This is a genomic window from Rhodococcus sp. WS3 (assembly GCF_003797085.1).
GTDB lineage: Bacteria > Actinomycetota > Actinomycetes > Mycobacteriales > Mycobacteriaceae > Rhodococcus_F > Rhodococcus_F globerula.
On record NZ_RKMA01000001.1, the window covers coordinates 2,740,669 to 2,762,848 of the forward strand.

Annotated in this window: 22 protein-coding genes; 13 read left to right on the forward strand and 9 right to left on the reverse strand. The window is 61.2% G+C overall.

The features are described 5' to 3' along the window. Nucleotides 1-14: 14 nt before the first annotated feature. The 4 genes from EEB13_RS12450 to EEB13_RS12460 form a co-directional block, all read right to left on the reverse strand. Nucleotides 15-1,427: an amidase gene (locus tag EEB13_RS12450; protein ID WP_141485360.1), complete on the reverse strand. Its 1,413-nt coding sequence runs from the start codon at nt 1,425-1,427 to the stop codon at nt 15-17. 90 nt (nt 1,428-1,517) lie between these two features. Then, nucleotides 1,518-1,676 (reverse strand): hypothetical protein, encoded by a 159-nt coding sequence (locus tag EEB13_RS31495; protein ID WP_020905720.1) that lies wholly within the window; start codon nt 1,674-1,676, stop codon nt 1,518-1,520. A 144-nt stretch (nt 1,677-1,820) separates the two neighbouring features. After that, nucleotides 1,821-2,471: a sterol desaturase family protein gene (locus EEB13_RS12455; RefSeq protein ID WP_141485361.1), complete on the reverse strand. Its 651-nt coding sequence runs from the start codon at nt 2,469-2,471 to the stop codon at nt 1,821-1,823. Continuing rightward, nucleotides 2,468-3,190 carry a FadR/GntR family transcriptional regulator gene (locus tag EEB13_RS12460; protein WP_141485362.1) on the reverse strand — a complete coding sequence of 241 codons (723 nt, stop codon included), beginning with the start codon at nt 3,188-3,190 and terminating at the stop codon, nt 2,468-2,470. Before EEB13_RS12460 ends, EEB13_RS12455 begins: the two co-directional genes overlap by 4 nt. Before the next feature lie 158 nt (nt 3,191-3,348). Here EEB13_RS12460 and EEB13_RS12465 point away from each other — a divergent pair, with 158 nt between their 5' ends. Then, on the forward strand, nt 3,349-4,362 hold the full coding sequence (locus tag EEB13_RS12465; protein ID WP_141485363.1) for an ABC transporter substrate-binding protein: 1,014 nt from the start codon (nt 3,349-3,351) through the stop codon (nt 4,360-4,362). Here the strand turns inward: EEB13_RS12465 and EEB13_RS12470 are convergent. Together EEB13_RS12470 and EEB13_RS12475 are read right to left on the reverse strand one after the other, a co-directional pair. Continuing rightward, nucleotides 4,291-5,034 carry a TMEM165/GDT1 family protein gene (locus EEB13_RS12470; RefSeq protein WP_261984511.1) on the reverse strand — a complete coding sequence of 248 codons (744 nt, stop codon included), beginning with the start codon at nt 5,032-5,034 and terminating at the stop codon, nt 4,291-4,293. The genes EEB13_RS12465 and EEB13_RS12470 overlap by 72 nt on opposite strands. 292 nt (nt 5,035-5,326) lie before the next feature. Then, nucleotides 5,327-5,854, reverse strand: a complete 528-nt coding sequence (locus tag EEB13_RS12475; RefSeq protein WP_033235199.1) for a hypothetical protein — start codon at nt 5,852-5,854, stop codon at nt 5,327-5,329. Nucleotides 5,855-6,021: 167 nt separating this feature from the next. Between EEB13_RS12475 and EEB13_RS12480 the strand changes: the two genes are divergently transcribed. The 7 genes from EEB13_RS12480 to EEB13_RS12510 all read left to right on the forward strand — a co-directional run bounded on the left by EEB13_RS12480 (nt 6,022) and on the right by EEB13_RS12510 (nt 13,816). Beyond that, nucleotides 6,022-7,353, forward strand: coding sequence for a DUF1254 domain-containing protein (locus tag EEB13_RS12480; RefSeq protein WP_033235198.1), 1,332 nt, complete (start codon nt 6,022-6,024; stop codon nt 7,351-7,353). A gap of 18 nt (nt 7,354-7,371) precedes the next feature. Continuing rightward, nucleotides 7,372-7,944, forward strand: coding sequence for an HdeD family acid-resistance protein (locus EEB13_RS12485; protein WP_033235197.1), 573 nt, complete (start codon nt 7,372-7,374; stop codon nt 7,942-7,944). After that, a complete protein-coding gene (locus EEB13_RS12490; RefSeq protein ID WP_141485364.1) occupies nt 7,934-9,124 on the forward strand; it encodes an AI-2E family transporter in 1,191 nt (396 codons plus the stop codon). Before EEB13_RS12485 ends, EEB13_RS12490 begins: the two co-directional genes overlap by 11 nt. Nucleotides 9,125-9,196: 72 nt before the next feature. Next, on the forward strand, nt 9,197-10,060 hold the full coding sequence (locus EEB13_RS12495) for a polyphosphate polymerase domain-containing protein (RefSeq protein ID WP_372472286.1): 864 nt from the start codon (nt 9,197-9,199) through the stop codon (nt 10,058-10,060). Continuing rightward, complete coding sequence (locus EEB13_RS12500) at nt 10,061-10,738, forward strand: DUF4956 domain-containing protein (RefSeq protein WP_033235194.1); 678 nt, start codon at nt 10,061-10,063, stop codon at nt 10,736-10,738. Next, nucleotides 10,738-12,414 carry a CotH kinase family protein gene (locus tag EEB13_RS12505; protein WP_141485366.1) on the forward strand — a complete coding sequence of 559 codons (1,677 nt, stop codon included), beginning with the start codon at nt 10,738-10,740 and terminating at the stop codon, nt 12,412-12,414. The genes EEB13_RS12500 and EEB13_RS12505 overlap by 1 nt, the downstream gene beginning before the upstream one ends. A 46-nt stretch (nt 12,415-12,460) precedes the next feature. Continuing rightward, nucleotides 12,461-13,816 carry a hypothetical protein gene (locus tag EEB13_RS12510; protein ID WP_141485367.1) on the forward strand — a complete coding sequence of 452 codons (1,356 nt, stop codon included), beginning with the start codon at nt 12,461-12,463 and terminating at the stop codon, nt 13,814-13,816. On the opposite strand, the gene EEB13_RS12515 is transcribed toward EEB13_RS12510, so the two are convergent. Continuing rightward, on the reverse strand, nt 13,813-14,436 hold the full coding sequence (locus EEB13_RS12515) for a superoxide dismutase (protein ID WP_033235191.1): 624 nt from the start codon (nt 14,434-14,436) through the stop codon (nt 13,813-13,815). The two genes, EEB13_RS12510 and EEB13_RS12515, sit on opposite strands and share 4 nt — an antisense overlap. A gap of 233 nt (nt 14,437-14,669) precedes the next feature. On the opposite strand from EEB13_RS12515, the gene EEB13_RS12520 reads away from it, so the two are divergent. The 3 genes from EEB13_RS12520 to EEB13_RS12530 all read left to right on the forward strand — a co-directional run bounded on the left by EEB13_RS12520 (nt 14,670) and on the right by EEB13_RS12530 (nt 17,201). Continuing rightward, on the forward strand, nt 14,670-15,869 hold the full coding sequence (locus EEB13_RS12520) for an acyltransferase family protein (protein WP_187328534.1): 1,200 nt from the start codon (nt 14,670-14,672) through the stop codon (nt 15,867-15,869). Then, nucleotides 15,787-16,500 (forward strand): peptide-methionine (S)-S-oxide reductase MsrA, encoded by a 714-nt coding sequence (gene msrA / locus EEB13_RS12525; protein ID WP_045066262.1) that lies wholly within the window; start codon nt 15,787-15,789, stop codon nt 16,498-16,500. Before EEB13_RS12520 ends, msrA begins: the two co-directional genes overlap by 83 nt. A gap of 107 nt (nt 16,501-16,607) precedes the next feature. Continuing rightward, nucleotides 16,608-17,201, forward strand: coding sequence for a hypothetical protein (locus tag EEB13_RS12530; protein ID WP_261984512.1), 594 nt, complete (start codon nt 16,608-16,610; stop codon nt 17,199-17,201). A 66-nt stretch (nt 17,202-17,267) separates the two neighbouring features. On the opposite strand, the gene EEB13_RS12535 is transcribed toward EEB13_RS12530, so the two are convergent. Then, nucleotides 17,268-18,197, reverse strand: a complete 930-nt coding sequence (locus EEB13_RS12535) for an LLM class F420-dependent oxidoreductase (RefSeq protein ID WP_095887621.1) — start codon at nt 18,195-18,197, stop codon at nt 17,268-17,270. 27 nt (nt 18,198-18,224) lie between these two features. Beyond that, nucleotides 18,225-20,012: a hypothetical protein gene (locus tag EEB13_RS12540; RefSeq protein WP_261984513.1), complete on the reverse strand. Its 1,788-nt coding sequence runs from the start codon at nt 20,010-20,012 to the stop codon at nt 18,225-18,227. A 477-nt stretch (nt 20,013-20,489) separates the two neighbouring features. Here EEB13_RS12540 and EEB13_RS12545 point away from each other — a divergent pair, with 477 nt between their 5' ends. Together EEB13_RS12545 and EEB13_RS12550 are read left to right on the forward strand one after the other, a co-directional pair. Further along, on the forward strand, nt 20,490-21,407 hold the full coding sequence (locus tag EEB13_RS12545) for a DUF4328 domain-containing protein (RefSeq protein WP_261984514.1): 918 nt from the start codon (nt 20,490-20,492) through the stop codon (nt 21,405-21,407). After that, nucleotides 21,404-22,168 (forward strand): glycerophosphodiester phosphodiesterase, encoded by a 765-nt coding sequence (locus EEB13_RS12550; protein ID WP_045066271.1) that lies wholly within the window; start codon nt 21,404-21,406, stop codon nt 22,166-22,168. Before EEB13_RS12545 ends, EEB13_RS12550 begins: the two co-directional genes overlap by 4 nt. Nucleotides 22,169-22,180: the final 12 nt, after the last annotated feature.

Below are 22,180 nucleotides of genomic sequence, written 5' to 3' on the forward strand. Positions count from 1 at the left end.
TTTACCGGTGAGGCTCAGTCCTGGATTCTTCTCCAGGGCTGAGCCTCTTCCAGTTCGAAGGCCAATTCGAGGAGCGTGCGCTCGTCGCCGAGGTCGGCGGAGAAATGCGAAGCCAACGGCAAACCGTTGCTGGTCTGGTGCATCGGTAGCGAAATCGCGGGACCACCGGAGATGTTGTTCAGCGGCGTGAACGACGTGTACGCGATCAACTTGTCGAAGAGTTCCTCGAAAGGCTGAGCGGGAGAGAGGTATCCGAGTTCAGGGGTGGTGTGCCCCAGGGCCGGCGAGAGCACGACGTCGTACTTCAAGAACATGGCGCTGTACTGCTGCTGGAGCCGTCGCAGGCGGTAGAGCACGCGCGGCGTCTTCACCAGGTTCTTCCGGTACAGCGTGTAGAGGCCCTTCGTGAGGTTGTCGGTCGCCGACTTGTCGAAGTCGGGCCCGAGCATCTGTTTGCCACCGGTGGAGATGGCAAACGACAAAAAGCCCCAGTAGATGCTGAAGTCGTCGATGAATTCCGGTCCGACGGGCAATGCCGCGTCTTCGACGTGATGGCCAAGGCCGGCAAGGAGTTCAGCCGTAGCTCCGACGGACTTGCGTGTCTCGTCGTCGGTCTTGGTGACCGTCACGGAATCGGTGATCACACCGACGCGCAATCGTGTGGAACTCGGTCCTTCGATCAGGCGAACCGGTGCGAGTCGTGGATTGCGGTAATAACTTTCGGCCGCTGACATCCATCGTGCAGTGTCACGAACCGTGCGGGTGACGGCGCCCTGAGCGATCAGCCGGATCGGCATCGACTTGTCGGCCGGATCGGCGATGGTACGGCCGCGAGTTGGCTTGAGTCCGACCAGTCCACAGGCGGCGGCGGGAATGCGAATCGATCCACCACCGTCGTTGGCGTGCGCGATCGGGAGGACTCCGGCAGCAACCAGTGCGGCAGCGCCACCCGAGGAAGCGCCCGACGAGTAGGCCGGGTTCCACGGGTTGTGCACGGGTTCTTCCGTCATGTACTCGGTGGACGCACTGAATCCGAACTCGGGCAGTCGGGTCTTGCCGATCGAAATGGCCCCGGTGGAGAGGAACTGCTTCGCGAAATCGCTGTCAGCCTTGGCGGGGACTGCGGTGAAGGCGGTGCTGCCCTGCTGGGTGGGGAGGCCGGCGCTGTCGGTGTTGTCCTTGATCGCGGTGGGGACGCCGGCGAAGATGCCCGTGGTCGGCCGGCTGCTTCTGGCGAGTGCGCGATCGAAGTCTGTGCAGGCCAGACCGTTCAATTGCCCCTGCACTGCCTCGGCGCGCGCGATCGACGCCTCCATAACTTCCCGTGCGGTCACCTCGCCTGATTCGATCCGGGCGGCGACGCCGGTAGCGTCGAGATCGCCCAGGGCGTCATCGGTGAATGCGTGGACGGGGGTGTTGGGGCTCATGGGGATCCTTGTCAGGCGGAGGCACTCAGGTCGTCCGTCCAGCATATTGGACGGACGACCCCTGAGTGGCGCTATCTGTGGATTGCGGTATCAGCTACCGAAGATCGTCACTGCCTGCTCTGCTGCCTGCGGTGCCTGCTGGAACAGGCCCTGAGGGATGAACTGCTGAGGAATGAACTGCTGGGGACCCAACTGCTGGAAGTTCGTGACCATCGGGTGGATGACGTTGTTGAATACATCGTTGAACATGTGTTGTGTCCTTCGGTTACAGCGTTTTTCGAACTTCTGACTCCATCGACACTAAGCACGGTTCGAGTGGGTTTCAACGAAAATCACTGATACACAGTCAAGTTCAAGTTCATTGCCAGCTGGGGGCCAGGAATCGGCGCTTCTTCACAGCTTCGACGCGGTGCCGTGCAGATTCTTGGCTGTCGGGGACGTCTCGACTGATTTTGGATCGGGGTACGTGCCCAGTACGCGATCGGCCGTTCCCGCGGTGGTGACGGTGAACCAGTAGTGCTCGTTCTTGAAGTGATGGTTGCGATGGTTGCGCCAAACCGACCGGTAGAGAGCAGTTTTCGGCTTGTAGTCACTGTGGATGAGGAAATGAGTCCACTCGTAGCCGAGGCCGAGTACGGAAATACAGGTCAGGAAGGTCAGACCGAGTTCGACACGGGGAAACCCCAGGAGTGCGATGGCAGTCAGGACGGGAATCACGATCAGGAGCGTCTGCCACGGAATGAAGATGAGTGAGACGGTTCGCGGGGCGAAATGGTGCTCCCGATGGCTGCGCGCCAGGCGTGAATCGAGGGTGACGCCGGCAATGGTCCGCGGCTTCCAATGGAGAACGAAGACGTGAATGATCCACTCCACGAAGGGAAATGCGGCAAGCATCACGAGCGGAACAAGAGCGTCGGTGATCTGCCAATTGCCCAGCGTGAAGCGCGCTGCCGCGGCGACCACCAACATCGTGCCGATCATCCAGGGCGTCGGTGACTTGCGGAACGTCCGTGCTGCGTCGGCCAGAGTGAGAGGCTTGCTCATGGTTTCAGTCCTTCCAGGAAGGTGAGAGCGTCGCCGATTGCCGTCGTACCGGTGTGAAGGAGCTGTGCGGCTGATGCCTCGGCAGTTGACTCGTCGTGTGAAGTGATGGCGGAGGCCAGTTTTCGATACAGGTCGGTCTGGCCGACTTCGGCGACCATGACGGAGGCAAGTGCAGTCATGGCCGGCTCGTAGGCGGCGCGCAGGCTGTTGAAGATCAAACGGAAGGCAATGGAATCCGCGCTGTCGACGACGACGTCCCAGAACGTCAGAGCGCGGTCTTGCAGCTCTACCGGATCTTCGGTGGCGCCTAGTTGATCCACGGCCGTGTCGAGTTCTCGGGCAGATTCCGCGGAGATGCGACGGGCGGCCAGCACCGCGATCTGCGGTCCCATCAACTCGCGAGTTTCCAGGACGCTGCGCACCACGGTCAGGTCGGGGGCGCCGTCTCGAACCAACAACTGGGGGAGAAGCTCGGGTCCGGCCTGGCGTCGAAAATCACGCACTGACGTCGATTCGCCCTGGCGGACCTCGACTAGTCCCGCTTGGGCGAGCTTCTGAATTGCCTCTCGGACCGCGGGCCTCGAGACGCCGAACGCCTCGGCGAGCTTGCGCTCGCTGGGGAGATTTTCGCCCGCCGCAAGCTCTCCGGCCAGCACTTTCACCGAAATCTGGTCGAACACTGCGCCGGAAGCCGAGGTACGTGCAACTGGTTGGAACATGTACTGACGATAGGCCACCTTCTGGCAAGAGGTCAAGTGGTCAGACCAGTTGTCTGTGGCGTGAAAGAGACAACCCTTGACCGATACTCTTCACCGTAACCCCGCAGGTGAGGATATTTTTTAGGTCACCCTAATTTCAGTTACTGTCAGGACACTTAATGACATCACTTCTGCTGCCGACACTCGATACCGATGCCGAATTCGCTCGCATCACCGCCGCACTCACCCGGCGAGGTTTCCTCGGGGCCGGTGCTTTAGCCGGGATCGGATTGCTTACCGCCTGCGGAACCAGTTCGGGCGAAACGGCCGAGGGCGAGATGCGCACGATCACCACCGTCAACGGCCAGGTGGAGGTACCCGTTAATCCGCAGCGGGTGGTCAGCGCCGATTACTACACGGGCCCCGCGATGTTCGACGCCGGATTCACGCCTGTCGGATTACCGGTCGACTACGAGAACGCGGACGGTGTCCCGGAACCCTATGCGTCCGCGCTGCGGTCTCTCCCGAAGGTGGGACGCTGGTACGAGCCCAACGCCGAGGCGATAGCGGCTTTGTCTCCCGACTTGATCGTGATGACCAACCTCCTTTCGGAGAACAACCCGGATCTTTACGAGCAGATCCGGTCGATCGCACCGACCGCGGTTTTTGCCGAAGACGGCCAGTACGCGTGGAAGGAGCGTGCCCTCGGGGTCGCGGACGCACTCAACCAGAGTGCGAAAGTTCAGGAGTTGGCAGACCGGTACGAGGCGCGGATCGCGAAGTTCCGCAGCGACAACGCGGACGTGCTGAGCAAGGTGAAGGTCGTCTACACCACGTACTTCGAGGAGAGCGGCTTCTCGCTGTACTCGCCGACCAAGTATCAGACGACGGTCATCAGCGAGGCCGGGTTCCAGTTCAACGACCGCTCACTCGCAATTCCCGCCGGCAGCAACGAGTGGTTCCCGAAGGAGCAGTTGGAGTTACTCGACGAGGCCGACGTCATCATCACCAACAGTGGTAAGGGTCCGATCAACGAGAAGTTGGCGAACGACACCATCTTCCAGCGTCTGCGCGCCGTCAAGAACGATCAGGTGTACTCGTTCGATTACGAGGGCGTCGCCTCATTCGGTTGGGCGCTTACCTTCCTCGAGCAGTTCCAGCCGATTGCTGAGGAGATCAGAACCAAGCTCTGAAGGAGGCTTCGGATGGGTGCGCTTCCAGACCATCCGGGCCAGCGCACCCACCACGGACATTGCCAGGACAACTCCGCCGCCGATGATGCCGGCGGACGAGTCCGGGAAAATACCGTCGAGCAGCAGCCAGACACCGAAGACGAAGAACAGCACCGCGGCACCGATCTTGATGAATCCCTCCGGGAGGTGCTTGCCCAGCACCGAGCCGATGATGATGGCGAGAGCGTCGGCCGCCACCATGCCGACGGTCGATCCGATCCAGATGCCGATCCAGTCGTTGTCGGTCGCAAGGGTGATGGTGGCGAGCATGGTCTTGTCGCCGAGTTCTGCGAGGAAGAAGGCCGACGCGACAGCGATGAAGGCTGAGCGGGTGACGCGTCCGGCCTTGTTCTGCTCGTCCTCGGTGAGATCGTCACCGCGCAGGGTCCAGAGGCCGAAGACCAGGAAGGCGATACCGCCGACGATGGAAATTGCCGCCGTGGGCAGTGCGACGCCCAGGTAGTGGCCGACAGCCACTGACACCAGGTGAACAAGGGTGGTGGCGACGGTGATTCCGCCGAGAACAACCCACCAGCGATAGCGCAGGGCAAATGTCATTGCCATCAGCTGGGATTTGTCGCCGAGTTCGGCGACGAAGATGACGCCGAAGCTCAAAAGTATTGCGGCTAGCAAGATTAACTCCTCCGGTCCGTATCGGTCGGAGGAAATATGGGGCCTCCGGCCTGGACAGACGCAACGGGTGCGTTTGTCCGGCCGAAGGTCTCGCCCACCGAGGTCAGAAACCTTCGGTTCGCCAGGCCGGGCGCTTCGCGATCCGCACCAGGCGGAACGCGTCGAACCAGTATGTCGACACAGGCGATTGGGGGCTACTCCCCTTCGTCGTTACCGAGGTTAGCCTGCGTTTCGCGAATTGGCAAAGCGCACAGCAAGTTTGGGAGCCCGAACTTATCGCTTACCGTTACCGTCAGCAGGCGAGGAGCATTGCCAAAACCGCGGTGTCGGGATCGCTGATCGGATCGATGCCTACCCGGCTGATCATCGAGACGACCGTCCCGTCGGCCTCGGCTTCCACCCAGGCCGCGCGATGGTCCAAGCCGAGGTACGGCAGTCCTGGAAGCAGGACACACCCAGAGGCGCTGCCCTCACATTCCGGCAGGCTGGGAGTCGTTTCGGAGGGTGGGTGCAGCATGATCAGCGCCGGCGGTTGATGCTCGGAAAAACGCCCAGGTGGCAGAGCAAAATCTCCGAGAACCGGACCTTCGGCCATCACCAATCCCACAGTGCCCGGTTGTGGATCGTCCGGGACGTCCTCGCGCACGCCGAAAACCGTCGAGGTGGGCAACAGACCGGGGAGTGACGCGACCCGCACAGCCAATGCGAGCAGTTGCGCCCATTCTTTGGTGGTGTCGGGCCAACGCCCCGAAATGACAAAACCCTGCAACGCTCCGGCCGACTGGAACGGTGAGATGCCTATCGCTTCATTTCTATTCATCTCTGTTCCTCCCCGAGGTGATGACAGGTAAATCCGGCACACGTCGTTGGGTAGCTAAAATATGCGCCTAAACACTGCTGGCACACAAGAGTAGGAGAGTGCCAGCGGTGATGAGCGCAGGTGCCGGCGGTGGTTTGCGCAGGTGAGGGCGGTGGTATTCACCGGGCATGACTGCCTCGAAGCGCTCGTCGTTGGATGATTTGGCAACGCAGGCCTGGATATTCGGATATCCACTGTTGATCGCGGCGGTCTCACGGGACGTGATGACGGCAACGGCGACGCCGCAGGGCATGAAAGCGCCGCTCAACCAGTTTGCGTACGCGCGGGAAACCCCGGATGCGTCGTTCACGGATGTGGTCTCACCCAACGCGGACACTCTCTACTCGTCGGCGTGGTTGGACTTGCGGACCGAACCGCAGGTCTTGACGTTGCCGGACTTCGGGACGAGGTACTGGCTGGTCCCGATTCTCGACGCGTGGAGCGATGTCTTCACCGTGCCCGGTTCCCGCACAGTAGGCCGCACCGGTGGACCGTACGTCGTGGCGGGTCCGACATGGAAAGGCGAAGTGCCGCGGGGTACGACGCTTCTCCGCTCGCCGACGGCGATGAATTGGATAGTGGCGCGCTACGCCACATCGGGCGGCACCGACCTCGCCGCAGTACACACGTTGCAGGACGGAACCCGGCTGACACCACTGTCGCAGTGGACGGACAACAAGGCGGGATACACGGCGCCCGAAGGCTCGCTCGACCCGACAGTCGATACGTTCACACCCCCGGTCGACCAGGTTGCCGCGATGGACGGACAGGCGTTCTTCACCGCACTCGACGCGCTACTCGACGACAATCCACCGCGTCCCGAGGATTCCGAGATCATGAAGCAGCTCGGCGACATAGGAATCGGGTCGGGACTCGCGTGGGCGTCGCGGCCACCCGAAGTGCGCGACGCATTGGACCGCGCCGCACGCAGCGGCATGGACCTGCTGCACACGATCGCGGCCGACGCCGAAAGTTCCCCGAAGAACGGCTGGACCATGCACCGCGGGTTGGGGCATTACGGAACGCACTATGCGCAGCGGGCTTTGATCGTATGGCTGGGATTCGGCGCCAACCTCGACGCGGACGCCGTGTACCCGCATGCCACCACTGACATCGACGGCAATGCCCTGACCGGGGAGAAGAACTACGTCCTGCACTTCGACGAGGACGAGCTTCCGCCGGTCGAAGGGTTCTGGTCGCTGACAATGATGAACGAGCGACAGTTCTTCGTGGACAATCCGATTGATCGATACGCCATCGGTGACCGAAGTGACTTGGGATTCGAGGACGACGGCTCGCTGAATATCTACATTCAGCACGAGTCTCCGGGCGGCTCGAAGGAAAAGAACTGGTTACCCAGCCCGGCAGACGGATTCAACGTATTCTTGCGACTGTATTGGCCCAAGGCTTCGGTGCTCTCGGGATCGTGGACGGCACCGGGTATTCGTCCGACGAACTGAAATGCTCGGAGGCTACTGATGGTCGCAACGAACCCGTTTGTGTTGTACGGCAAAGAGATCTGGTGGATGATCCTGGTCCGCGGAATCTTCGGCGTGATTTTCGGAATCATCGCCCTCGTGTGGCCGGGAATAACCGTGGTGGCCTTGGTCTTCGTTTTCGGTATCTACTCCATCGTGGACGGCGTGGTCACGCTGGTGCGGGCAATCCGCGACCGAGCGCATCTCAGTTCATGGGGATGGTTCGTCTTCACGGGCGTGGTCTCGGTGGCAGCCGGTGTTGTCGCATTGGTATGGCCCGGAATCACTGCGGTGGTACTGCTGTACATCATCGCGTTCTACGCCATCCTGTTCGGAATCCTCGGCGTGGTCGGATCTTTCAAGCTCAAGGGCCTGTCGGGCTCCGGGTGGGGATGGCTACTCGCCGCGTCGGTGCTGGCCGTGATCTTCGGAATAATCCTGCTCATCTTCCCTGGTGAAGGCATCATCGGGTTGACCTGGTTGCTTGGTTGGTACGCAATATTCTTCGGCATTCTGATGATCGTCGGTGCGTTCCAGATCAGGAGTCGGGCAAAGGAAGCTGGTGTTCTCTAAGCGGGCTCCCGCTCCTGTTCCCGTCCCCGCCCCGGCACCGACTGTCACAGGCAGCGAACATTGGTCGATTCCGCGCGGGCTGATCGTGCTGCTCGGCGCTGCCGCAACAGTGGTCGCGGTTGCCGGGATGAAGGGCTTCAGTGGAATTCTCGGTCCTGTATTTCTGGCCTTGATGCTGACCGTTGCCGTTCAGCCGATTCAGGATTGGGCGCAGAAGCACGGCTGGCCGAAGTGGCTCGGCATGCTTGGCGCCCTGGTCACGGTGTATTTGATCCTGATCGGCTTGGCCGCGTCGTTGGTTGTCTCGACTGCTCAATTGGCCACGATCCTGCCGGAGTACTCAGACAAGATGGGTGCGCTCCTGGACGAGGCTCGAAGTAGTCTGGCTAGCTTCGGAGTTGATACCGAGCAGATCCAAAACACGGTCAGCAGTATCGATCTCACCAAGGTTTTGGGAGTGGTCGAGACAGCTCTCGAGGGCCTCCTCGGAGTGTTCTCGGACCTCGTGTTCATTTTGGCGCTACTGCTGTTCATGGCCTTCGACGGCATGAGTATCCGGTCGAGGCTGCATATCCTGGCCGAGGAGCGCCCGGAAATCTCTTACGCTCTTTCCACTTTTGCCAAGGGAACCCGCAAGTACCTGGTGGTGTCCACCGTCTTCGGTCTGATCGTCGCGGTGCTGGACGGCGGCGCGCTGTGGTTGATGGGGATCCCCTTGCCGATTCTGTGGGCGTTGTTGTCGTTCATCACCAACTACATCCCGAACATCGGATTTGTGATCGGTGTGATCCCGCCGGCACTGCTCGGACTCCTCGAGGGCGGACCATGGTTGATGGTGTGGGTGATCGTCGTGTACTCCGTGATCAACTTCGTCATCCAGTCCATTATCCAACCCAAGTTTGTCGGTGACGCCGTTGGTCTGTCGGTGACGATGACCTTCCTCTCGCTCATCTTCTGGTCGTGGGTGTTGGGCGCGCTCGGTGCGCTGCTGGCTATTCCGCTCTCACTTCTGGTGAAAGCCGTCCTGCTCGACATCGATCCGTCTACCCGGTGGGCCGACATCTTGATCAGTGGTCCGAAAGAGGTTGCAAAGCCACCAGATGCTGTCGAGGAACCGGAAATGGACGAGGAGCCGCCTGAAGAGCAGTCACGGGTGAACACCGAGCCAACTTCAGGTTGACGCAACCTTTCTTCGAGATTGACAGGAACTTGGCAGCTTTACTCCAGGATTACCAAAGCCTGGTGGAGTGGACTGTTTCCCAGTCGACGAAGAAAGGCCACGTCATTGGGAACGCCCGAACGATCTCTGCACACGGCTAGTTCGCTCCATGCGTTCAACCGGTACGAGATCAAGTATCTAGCCCACGAACGAGACGTTCCCGCATTGCGCGAGGAACTGAATGCACACATGGACTCCGATGTGAATTCGCCGATCGGTGGATACCCGGTGACCAGCCTGTACTACGACACACAGAGCCTTCGCTTCTACTGGGAAAAGATCGAAGGACTCAAGTTTCGCCGGAAACTCCGAATTCGCCTGTACGGTCGCCCGTCCGACGCAGTTGACGAGACGCCTGTGTACGTCGAGATCAAGCAACGGGTCAATCGTGTGACTCAGAAGCGGCGCGTTCAGGTTTCCTACGATGTTGCGCGGCAATTGTGTGACGGCCGACGCGACATCGACGTGGACAGAACGGCGCAGCCCTTTGTCAACGAAGTGTCCACGCTGATCGGCAATCTCGACCTCCGGCCGTCGGTCACGACCGGATATCTGCGTGAAGCGTTTGTCGGTATCGACGCCGACCTCGGCTTGCGGGTGACCATCGATCACAAAATTCACGGCCGAGATCGCGACTTCCACTTCGCGGCCGAAGCGCAGAATCGCTTCATCATTCCACCGCACCTGTGCATCGTGGAGATCAAAGCCAATGAGCGTGTGCCTTATTGGGTTACGGATATGGCAGCACGGATGGACATGTCAGTCGTGCGAATCTCCAAATACTGCCAGAGCGTCGAAGCCTTCGGGATGGCGCCGCGCTCGCGCCTGCATGCCCGTGAAGAACTGCTCACGCCCTCGATTCCATTCGAGAGCTCCCTCGTCACATCAGGACTGTAAATGAATTTCGATCTACAAGATCTCAGCGGCACCTTTTCGACCTTCGACATCATTGTCTCGCTTGCACTTTCCTTCGTGCTGTCCGCGACCATCGGCTACGTGTACCGATTGACGCACAAGAACGTTTCGTACAGTCAGTCGTACGTGCAGACATTGGTGATGGTGGGCATGGTCATCAGCCTCATCATGCTGGTTGTCGGATCGAACGTCGCACGGGCGTTTGCGCTCGTCGGCGCGCTCTCCGTGGTGCGATTTCGCAACGCGATCAAGGAAACTCGCGACGTAGGCTTCATCTTCCTCGTCATGGCAATCGGAATGACCACGGGTACAAGGTTTTACCTCCTGGCAATTGCCGCAACCATCGCCATCTGCCTGGTCTTGGTCCTGATGAGCAAATTCAACATGTTCAAGCTCGACGTGCAACGTCAGGTAGTGAAGGTCCAGGTTCCCCCGGAGCCCGGATACACCGCACTGGTCGAAGACATTCTGATCGATTACACCAAGGAATTCGAACTGGTTTCCACCGAATCGGTACGTTCGGGCGCTCTCACCGAGCTGTATTACACCGCCCAACTGAAGCCGGGTAAGAAACCGGCAGAACTGATCTCGGCACTCAGTGGCGTCAACTCCGGCCAGCGAGTCACAGTCCTGACCGGTTACGACCAGACTGATATCTGATGGGCGAGAATGCAGCGCCGGTTGCACCCCGTAGGCGGCTGATCCACAGGGTGCCAACGCCTCTGCGTCAGCATTGGAAGTTGGCTGCTGCGTTCGTCGCGTTTGTGGCTGTGCTTGCCGGCGTATTCGGTCAGACTCGGGTGCGTCCGTACATAACCGGCGACGCCACGGTCATCGCGTCGCAGGTTACCGAGAACATCACGGGCTCAGTTGATTTCTTCGACACATCGGTTGAACACACCTTCAGTGTGGAGTTCAGCGAATCCGACTACGACAAGATGATCGATGCTTACGCAACCGACGGTGAGAAGGAGTGGATCGAGGCCGACATCACGATCGACGGCACCCTGGTCACCGATGTCGGCTTGCGACTGAAAGGTAACTCCACGCTTCGTGGCCTGAGTAGTACTGAATCCGGCGGACGCGGGATGCAAATCCCGGACGGTGTAGTGGTTCCTGATGGAGCAGTAGTTCCTGACGGTGCGGTGATACCTGATGGCGCAGCCGCACCCGAGTGGGGTGGCGGGGGCGGCGGCATGGTCAGCCTGTCAGCCGATGATCCGGCGTCTCTGCCTTTCCTGATCAGCTTTGACAAGAATGTGTCCGGGCGGGCCTACCAAGGTATGACGCAGCTGTCGATCCGGCCGGGAAGCCCAGTGCTGAACGAGGCGATGGCGCTGTCGCTCACCGCTGAATCCGGCCAGCCAACACAGCGATACAGCTATGCGGTGTACTCGGTGAACGGCTCCGAAACCCAGACGCGGTTGATACTCGAGCATCCAGACGAGGGCTATGCGAACTCACTGTTCGACAGTGACGGAGTGCTCTACAAAGCCGATGCCAACTCGAGCTTCACCTATCAAGGTGACGACCAGACGACCTACGTCGACCAGTTCAAGCAGATCAATGCTGAAGGTTCGCAGGACCTTCAGCCGATCATCAGCTTCCTGAAGTGGCTGGATTCGGCGACCGACGAGCAGTTCGACTCAGACCTCGCAAACTGGGTCGACGTCGATTCCTTCGCCAGATACGTTGCGACGCAGAATCTTCTGGTGAACGGTGATGACATGGCGGGGCCGGGCAAGAACTACTATCTGTGGTACGACCTCGAGTCGAAGAAAATCTCCGTCGTTGCGTGGGATCTCAACATGGCTCTGAGCGGTAATTCCGAAGCGGGACCGCATGATTCGATCAGCATGGGAGGTGGCGGTATGCGCGGCGGCGCTCAGCAGGGAGCCGCGACGGACGGCGCCGCACCGCAGGGCGCAATGACAGAAGGCGCAATGCCCCCCGGTCGTGCAGCGCGCGGTGCAGGACAGATGGGCGCGGGACAGATGGGCACGGGAGAGACGGCTGCCGGACAGGAAGGCGCCGAGCAGGCGCCCGGCGGGGCCATGGGCGGGGGCATGGGCGGCGGAATGGGAGGCAACCAACTGAAGGAACGGTTCCTCGCGTCGACGGCCTTCACCGAGACCTATGACACGGCGTACCGCGAACTGTACGAGCAGCTCTTCTCGAGTGGCCGCGCGCTGGGAATTCTGGACGATGTCGCGTCGTCGATTTCGCTCAGTGACGGTTTGACGGAGGAGGCTCTTGCCGCCGAGGTAGAGACGATGAGGACGCGGTTGCAGGCCAGGACGGATGCGCTGGCGGACGATCCGGTGATCGCCGGCTGAGGTAACTCTCAGTATTTCTACAAGATCGCCATCTATCGTCTCGGCCATGAGCACCGCGAACAACACCGAGAACACCCACCGCCAGCCGTCGCTACTTGGTCGACGGCTGGCGGTGGGTGGTTTGGCAGCTGTTGTGGTGGGTGCGGTGGCCGGTACGGGCTGGGTGTGGTTCTCGGGCAGCGAGAACAACTCGCGGGCAGTTGCGATAGTCAACACCGATGCCGGAACCATGCTGGACGGCGAGGAACTACGCGCCGGTGACACGCTGGTCGAGACACTGAGCGCGAGTGAAGACTTCGAATTCCACGTCGTGGACAGCCCCGGCGGTAACTATTTTGCGACCCTCACCGTGCCGGAGAATTTCAGTGAGTCGGTTGCCTCGATGCTGGGCCCGGATCCGCAGCAGGCAAGCATCGACCTCGAGGTTCAGGGCGCTGACGGAGCGCAGGCGGTGGCGCTGACCAGCGCGGTGTCGGCGCAGGTCAGTGCCGACGGTATCAAGGGTTTGATGTCACAGACGTCCGCTGCTCGTCGGGCATTCGATCAGAATCTGGTGACCGCGCAGATGCTGGTAGCGGGAACAGCCGGCGCCGAGAAGTCGATCGACCAGGTGAAGGCCGGGGCAGACACGATCCTGCCGTACCTGGAAACAGCGCGCGCGGGTTCGTTGCAGTTGACGAGTGTCGCGGAGCAGGTTTCCGGCGTCGTGGATCAGGCTGCCGGGTCGGCGGAGGAATTGGCTACGCGCGCAGACTCGCTCGGCTTGACGTTGGGTGAGGCGTCGTCGTCCACCGCAGATCTCAAGTCGCGCATCGACTCGCTGACCGGTGCGTTGAGCGGATTGCCGGTGCCGCAGGATATTACGGCGCAATTGGCGAGCGTGAGTACCGACTTGGGTGCCGTGACTGCGCAATTGAACGCGGTACCGTCGATGTTGGGTGGGTCGGTGGGCCCCGATACGGCGCTCGGCGATTTGGTGCGTACTGCCGTCGGCCAATTGCAGGGTGCCAGTGCGCAATTGAACAACGCTGCCGGTCAATTGAGTGACGGTTTGATTCCGATCGCAGACCAGGCTCCGCAGATGCTCGAAGATGTGACCACTCAGATCACCCAGGGGTTCGGGACTCTCAAGTCGGTTGCGACGTCGTTGGTGACCGGGTTGGACACCGCAAAATCCGGGCTGCCGGCGTTGACCACTCCGCAGCAGGTTCAACTGATGTCGGTGCTGTCCGATCCTGTGGCGGTGAATCAAACGCCTGCGCCGGGAAGTGGATCGGATTCGCGCACAATCGCTTTGGTGTTCGGCGTGGCGACAGCCCTTCTTGCTGGTGCCTTGCTGATGCAAACGGCGGCGCCCCTGGTGAAGGAGCGCCGCCGCGTAGAGCAAGAAGAACGTGACTAGACGATCAGGCCTGCGGTCTGCGTACGAGCGCGCTCGAAGCGTGCCGTGACGTCGTTCCAGTTCACGATGTTCCAGAATGCCTTGACGTAGTCGCCCTTGACGTTCTGGTAATCGAGGTAGAAAGCGTGCTCCCACATGTCCAGCATCAGCAGCGGCGTGAGGCCGATGGAGATGTTGCCCTGCTGATCGTAGAGCTGGACGATGACGAGGCGTGCGCCGATGGAATCCCACGCGAGGATGGACCAGCCGGAGCCCTGGATGGCGTTGGCGTTCGCGGAGAAGTGTGCGCGGAAGAGATCGAACGAACCGAAGTTGTCGTCGATCGCTGCGGCGAGTTCGCCTTCGGGCTTGTCGCCACCGTCAGCGCTGAGGTTGTTCCAGAAAACGGTGTGGTTGGTGTGGCCACCGAGGTGGAAAGCCAGGTTCTTCTCGAGCAGGTTGGCCTGCGCGGCGATGGTGTCGTTCTCGCGAGCCTCGGCCAGCTTCTCGAGTGCAGCGTTGGCGCCGGCGACGTATGCCGCGTGGTGCTTGTCGTGGTGCAGCTCCATGATCTTGCCCGAGATGTGCGGCTCGAGGGCTGCGTAGTCGTAGGGGAGTTCCGGCAGCGTGTAAACAGACACGAGGGTCCCTTCTTTGCGGGCTCCGTGAGCCCTGCTTCTTCGAGAGTATGGTGCTTGGATTGCGGATCAATCTTGGGTATCCACCCAATAACATTCGTACACGGTCTGCAACAGTTCAGCTCAGGTAGTCATTCCCTGACAATAAAGTTCGGGTAACCGAAAACTGCGTGATCTCGGACATTGGGGCATCCGGAAATTCGTCGTAAAGGTGAACGGAACCTTAAACTTGCTCGATGCCCGCACCAGTTTTTCTCCCGGAGTCATCAGAGGCGGCACCGCCTCGGGTGTACCTTCCGGGCGCTGACCTGCTGCGCGCACTCGCTGTTGCGGCGGTGATCTACTCCCACATCTCGTTCTACGTCATCGACGATCTCGGCTCCGGTTGGTGGCTGATCGACGTCGTGTACGGCGCCTTGATCGAACCGGCCCAGCTAAATCAGCACCTGTCTTTTGTCGGGGTCGCGACGTTCATGATGTTGACCGGCGCCCTGGTGACTCGGTCCGCGATACGTGATCGGCCCGGCAAATTCCTGACCAACAGATTGAGTCGACTGGTACCGGCATTCTGGGTGGCAATTGCGATAGCCATCTTGTTGGTTCGTCTCGGTATCAACGGCATGTTCAGTGGCCAGGACGGTATTTCGAATACCCAGGCGCTGATGAGTTTCTTCCTCGGTGGGTTCTTTCTCACACCTGAAGTGGCTGTTCTCGGTGTGACCTGGACGTTGACGGTCCAATTCCTGTTCTACCTTGCCTGCGTGGCGATGCGGCCGATTCTGCGCATGCGGCCGGTCATCATGCCGCTCGGCGGGGCAGCGCTGTGTTCGCTGGTATTGCTCTACAACATTTACGCACCGATGCCGTACACCGTTCCGATGCTCTCGAAGATCGCGGCGACACTCCCGGCGGTCTTCCTCGGACAGATCATGTACCTCGCGTGGGCGCGGCTGGCCGCGGGGCGGTGGCTGATCGTCGCCGTTCTGGCGCAGATTCACGTGATCCTCGTGGCCACCGAGTTCCGCGTCTACTGGGCCGGTGAGAACTATTTGTGGACCATCACCGTCGTAGCCGCCGCGGTGGTCCTCATCGGCCGCTACGACGGCGGCCCGACGCGCTGGGCGTTCGTGAAGTGGTTGTCGACGCGGAGCTACATCATCTACCTCGTCCACACGCTGATCCTGTATCGCGTCGTCGAGAACACGACCCCCCACGTCGGTCCGACACTCGCCTTCGGCCTCTTTCTTGTTGTCACGGCGGTCGTCGCGGAATTCGGCTATCGCTGGGTCGAACTGCCCGGTGCCCGAGCTGTCACGGCATGGCGGAACAAGCGCTCACGCGTAGAATCAAAGAATGAGCTGGTACGACGACATTCTGGGGCGAGCGTCCGCGCAATCCACCCTGATCAGTCCGCAGGACGCACTGCCAGGACGTGAGACCGCGATGCCAGTGCCTGCCGCGCATTACGTGAACGGGCATCCGCTGACGCCGCCGTTCCCCGAGGGGATGCAGACCGTCGTGGTCGGTATGGGTTGTTTCTGGGGTGCGGAGAAGGAGTTCTGGCAGCTTCCGGGCGTCTACAGCACCGCTGCCGGATATGCGGGCGGATACACCCCCAATCCCACGTACGAGGAAACCTGCTCGGGACGCACCGGGCACACCGAGGTAGTGCTCGTCGTCTTTGATCCGGCCGTCATTTCGTACGAGCAGATCCTGGCTCATTTCTGGGAAAATCACGATCCGACGCAGGGGATGCGTCAAGGAAACGACCAGGGTTCGCAGTATCGATCCGCGATTTTCACGACTTCCGAAGATCAGGAACAGATCGCGCACGCATCTGCACTTGCATTCGGCAAACGATTGACTGACGCCGGTTATGGCGCAATTACGACGGAAATAGGTCCGCTGCGTGATTTCTTCTATGCCGAGGACTATCACCAGCAATATCTTGCAAAAAACCCCGGCGGATATTGCCCGGTGCATGCCACGGGAGTCAGCTGCCCGGTAGGACTATTGCGCCAAGATCAGGTGCCGGCACAGACCGATATTCTTCCGCCTCACGAATAGCTGGTGTTGGAGGACACATGTGATTCCGATCGTTAATACTTGCAACTAGATCGAAATAAAGGGAATCTCGATAGTAAGAGTGTCTTGTCGAGAGAACTGAGCGCATCATGTCCGCTAGTACGCGAGCAACAGCGTCGTTGCTCCGACGCACCATTCACGTCGGCCACGACCCGATGGTCAGGCGAAGTGATCGCATCGAAGGATTCATGTCCTTCGGCTTGATCGTTCTTGCGATCCTGCTGGTGCCGTTTGCCATCTGGGCAGGCGGCGCAACGGCGGCAAGCCAGAATGCCCTGATCGCCGACCAGGCCAGGAGCACCCATTCCATCGCCGCCGTCACGACGGGCGACTCGGTCACGTCCAGTGTCGCGACCGCCGATTACATTCCTGCGAACACCGAAACAGCACCGGCTCAGTGGAACTGGAACGGGCAGGTTCATCGCGAAGACATCACCGTCGACGAGACCACGCCTGCCGGCACTTCCGTCGACATCTACGTCAACGACAACGGTGACAAAACCATTGCCCCGATCACGCAGAGCGCAGCTGACGTAGCCGCGGTTGTGACCGGAATCTTCACGTGGTTCAGCGTCATGTCGCTGCTGACCATCGGTTTCATGCTGATTCGGGTATGGCTCGACCGTAGCCGCGACGCACAGTGGGACCGGGACCTGCGCGCGTTCCTCGACGCGAACAGTTAGGGGGCTTCGCCCCCTGTGCGCCTTTTTGGTAGTGGGCGCTACCAAAAAGGCGCACAGGCCGAAGGCCTACGCCAACTGCGGCATGACCTCGCTCGCCACCAGTTCGAGATGATCCAGATCGCTGAGATCAAGCGTCTGCAGGTACATACGCTCTGAACCGGCCTCGGCAAATGCTCCGAGTTTGTCCACCAGCTCCGACGGCGTTCCCGCCAAGCCGTTTTCGCGCAGTTCGGCTACTTCGCGGCCGATGGCAGCGGCCCGCTTGGCGATTTCCGCCTCGTCACGTCCGCAGCACAAGACCAGTGCGTTGGAATACGTCAGCTCGTTCGGGTCCCGGTTGATATCGACACAGGCCTGACGAACGCGCCCGAAGATCTCCTTGGTGTCGCCCGCGGACTGGAACGGGATATTGAACTCACTGGCGTACCGCGCGGCCAAGGCCGGTGTCTTCTTCTTACCGACGCCGCCCATCAGAATGGGCGGTCCGCCGGCCTGGTGCGGCTTCGGCAATGCCGGAGAATTCTTGATCTGCACGTGCTTACCGTCGTAGTCGAACTGCTCGCCGACGGGAGTGCGCCACAAGCCCGTCACCACGTCGAGGGTTTCCTCGAGCAGTTCGAACCGGTCCTTCAGCGCCGGGAACGGAATCCCGTACGCCTCATGCTCCTTTTCGTACCAGCCGGCGCCGATACCGAAGTCGACGCGGCCGCCACTCATCTGGTCCACCTGCGCGACGGAGATGGCAAGCGGGCCGGCATAACGGAACGTTGCCGACGTCACGAGCGTGCCGAGGCGGATCGTCGATGTCTCGCGGGCAATGCCGGCCAGCGTGATCCACGCGTCGGTCGGTCCGGGAAGGCCGTCGGAATTCATGGCCAGATAGTGATCGGAGCGGAAGAACGCTCCGTACCCGAGCTTTTCGGCCGTCTGGGCCACCGCGAGTAGTTGTTCGTAAGTAGCGCCCTGTTGGGGTTCGGTGAAGATACGTAGATCCATGCGCTCAACTCTGCCACTGCGGGTGCGTCAGGGCAGCGCGGGAACGACAACACCCACCTGTCCGGCGGCAAGGCACAGTGACAGTCCGGGGGTCCGCGGCGCTACCTTGACGGTTGTGCCGTCGCCGACAACCTGCACGAATGCCGAGTGCAAGCCCTGCTTCACGGGTACGGAGACCGCGTCACCGGTGGTCAAGGACACGTCGATCGTTCCGTCTGCGCTCGCGAGATAGTTGAGCTGAACTGTCCAATCCCAGACGGCCAACGGTCCGTCCAACGTCAGTTCTGTCGGGCCGTCGACACGTGTTCCGCACTGCGGATCCGTGCCCTCGGGAATCCGTCGCGTGAACGTGACTTCGCCGTCGACGACAGTGCCGTTGTCGTTGATCAGTCGCAGAATCGGTGTACTGGAAGCAAATTCGGGTCGATCGGGCAGTGGGCCGAGTACCTGGGAAGCCATGTTGTTCGGGTTGGTGAAAGGAAGGAGAACCCAGATCGAAACCGGCTGATCGAGCAGCGGCGTATCCGTGTTCTGCGCCAACGACACCCGGGCATTCTGAAGATAGTCACGGGTTGGGCTTTCCCGCCAGACATTCACGAACGAGAATGTCGAGACCAGGGAACTGACGACAAACAGAACCGAAAGACCCACGGCAATAGCGCGGATCGGCACCGTGGTGTGGGAGTCGGTGCGGGAGTCGACGCGGGGTTCGACCCGGGGTGGCGCCGCGAAGTAGAGCGCAATTGCGAGAGCGAACACCGTGGCCGAATCCGTGAAATACCGCAGAGTCTGTGCCAATTCGTACGTCGTGCCCTCGGCGGTGCGGGTGACGGTCATCGCAGCAACCGACGCCAGAAAATACAAAGCGGCGCAGATCCAGATCCAGGCAGCGCCTTGTCGGGAGCGCACGGTGACCACGAGTGCGGTGAGAAGCATGATCCAGGCAGCAATGACCAGGAACATCGGGGGATTCGCCCACGCGGGACCCGGAATCCATCGCTCCCACTGCCACGGCCCACCCAACAAAGTCGGGAGCATTCCCAAGGAAGTTCCGTGGTGCAGCAGGGCCGTGGACATGCTGCGACCGTTGCCCGTCACCGGCGATTCGACGGTGAACAGGTACACCGGAATCCAGATCGCGAGCACAACGGCGCACGGAATCCACAGCGCCTTGGCTTTTTTCGCAGCGGTGAGAATCGGCGACGCGTCGGACTGCGTGCGCAGATACAAGACGACGAACACGAGCGCCACAAACGGCACGAGTACCGACTTCTCGAAGAACAGCAACGAGACCACAAAAACAGCGGTCCCCGAGACGGCATAGTGCCGTCGGCCGGTCCGCACGAGTTGTATCGCGTCGCCGCACACCCAGGCGAGAGCAATCTGCAGGGGAAGCGCATTGAGCGCCGCCGACCACCAGGCAAATGCCGGCAGAGTGAGCGGGATGAACAGATAGCCGAGCAACGGAATCAGCAGCGCCGGACGCCATCCGAGCACCAGTCTGAGCGTGCGGAGCAGCGCGAGTGATGCCAACGCCTGACCGAGGACGAGCAGCATCACCGGAAGAGCCCACTGGTACGGGGCAATTCGCGTCACGAGGCCCGTCAGGAAGAAGGCTGCCGGCATGAAGTGACCGTCGTGGTCGTAGAGCAGCAGTTCGCTCGAGAAGAGGGGGAAGCGAGCTCCGCGTCCGATCAGGATGAGATCGTCCCAGTAGAAGTAGTTCTGCGACGCCACCCACGTTCGAATACCGAGTGCGATCGCGATCGACGCGAGTGCAGTCGGCAAAACGCACCTGGCACTGGGCTTGGTCATCGGGAGAGTCATCGCCTGGCAATGCTGCCAGGTGCCGTCCCACAGTGCTGCCAGGTGCCGCGTGAACGGATTGTCCGGTGGACTCCGGCCGCGAATTCACAGGGAATTCGCCCGCTTGTCAAATTCATCCTCGAGCCTGTGCATCGTTCGCTAACACCTGTCAGTAAACCCACAACCCATGAGCCCTGACCTGTGGATAAAGGTCTGTGGATTCATCCCAAGCTGGGGATGAACCTGTGGATAGTGTGGATAACTCGAGTTTTTCGGTGTCGCAGGTCACATTATCGGCACAAAGTTGTACCTGGAGATGAAGTTCAGGTTACGGAACAGCTCCGAAACCATTTGCTGCCGTTACCGATACGGCGTGACAGAATCGAGCATGTGAACCAGCTACAGGTCTGCGCACGGTGCGCCGCACGATGGCCCGTCGTCGGTCCCGCGGGTAGATGGTGTCCCCGCTGCGGCGGTGTCCTCCTCATGCCGGTCCGCACCGACGTGTATCTGCCCCCTTCCCGTCGCGGCTTCCGGTGGATCGCCCGCAACCCCGGGGAACCACGTGGCGTCGGAGATCCCAACCCGCCGCGCGCCGACCCGTCGACGCCCCGCTACGACGCCGTCCCGACGTGGGGACTCACCGACGTCGTCGACACCAGCCCAGCCGAGGAGTCTCGCGCCGACCGGATGGCCGATCGCGTCGGCTCGTTGCTCACCATTGCGGCAGTCCTGTACGGACTGGCCGTCTTCGCGGAACTCGGCCGCTACACGATCCTGGTGTACAACCAGACCCGTCTGGTCCCACAACTGTTGTTGCGGCTGTCGGACGCCGCCGTCTACTTCACGCAGCTCGGTGGGCTGCTTACGGCTGTTCTCGCCGCCGTGGCCGCGGTGTGTTGGCTGCTACGTGCGCGCCGCGACCTGTACGCGCGGGAAAAGCGCACTGATCCGCGCTCACGCGGTGAAATCCTGGTCGGCTGCGCCGTGCCGGTCCTCAATCTCGTGATGCCGCCCCTATATCTACTCGAACTCGTGCGCCGCGACCCGCGTGGGAGCCGGCTCGTCAAGATCTGGTGGGGGTTCTGGGCGTTCAGTGGCTTCCTCCTTGTCGTGAACGCGTATTGGCGCTCGCGACCCGGCCTCCAGGCAATGGCCGACGGAGTGCTCCTCTCGGCCTTCATTGCGTTGATCGCCGCTGCCACCGCTGCGCTCCTGCTGGTGGTGATCCGGCGTATCGAGCACAAGGACTGGCGAGGCGAACCGGACACCGCGACCAGATGGGTGCCGGTTCCACGATCGGTGCTGGAAAACGCGGCGCCGGCGAGCTCGGTGCCTGAAAACGTGGTGCCGGCGAGCTCGGTGCCTGAAAACGCCGTGCCGGAAAAAGCAGCCGCTCAGTGAGCCCGGATCGTCGAGGCCCGCTTGTCGTAGCCCATCGAGGCGCGTCGGCTGCGCGGCCGGAACACACGCTTGCCGCTTACGAGCTTGCCCTCGAAGAAGGGGCAGACGGGCTCGAGTGCGATGTCCGGCTAACCCGCGACGGCCACCTGGTCTGTGTCCACGACCGCAAGGTCGACCGCACGTCCAGCGGCACCGGCATCGTCAGCGAGATGACTCTCGATTCCCTGACCGCACTCGACTTCGGATCAACCGGCGAGCCCGCAGATCTGCTGACCCTGACCGAACTCATCACCTTGGCGCTGGATTTCTCGCGTCCGGTGAAACTGTTCATCGAAACCAAGCACCCCGTGCGGTACGGCGGACTGGTCGAAGCAAAGCTCCTCGCCGAACTGCACCGCTTCGGCATAGCGTCGCCGCCGTCCGCGGATCATTCCCGGGCCGTCGTGATGTCCTTCTCGGCCAGCGCGGTGTGGCGTGTGCGCCGAGCAGCCCCCCTTCTGCCGACGGTCCTTCTCGGCGACGCGTCGCGGTATCTCGGCGGCGGCGCATCGACGGCTGTTGGTGCGACGGCGATCGGCCCGTCCGTCAAGGCGCTGCGAGAGCATCCCGATCTTGTGGACCGCGCCGCTGCGGCAGGACGCGCTACCTACTGCTGGACCGTCGACGACAAGGCGGATGTGGACCTGTGCCGTGAGCTCGGGGTCAGTTGGGTGGCCACAAACCATCCCGGACGCACGAAGCAATGGCTGGGCAGTGCTTGATCGCGGGTGATC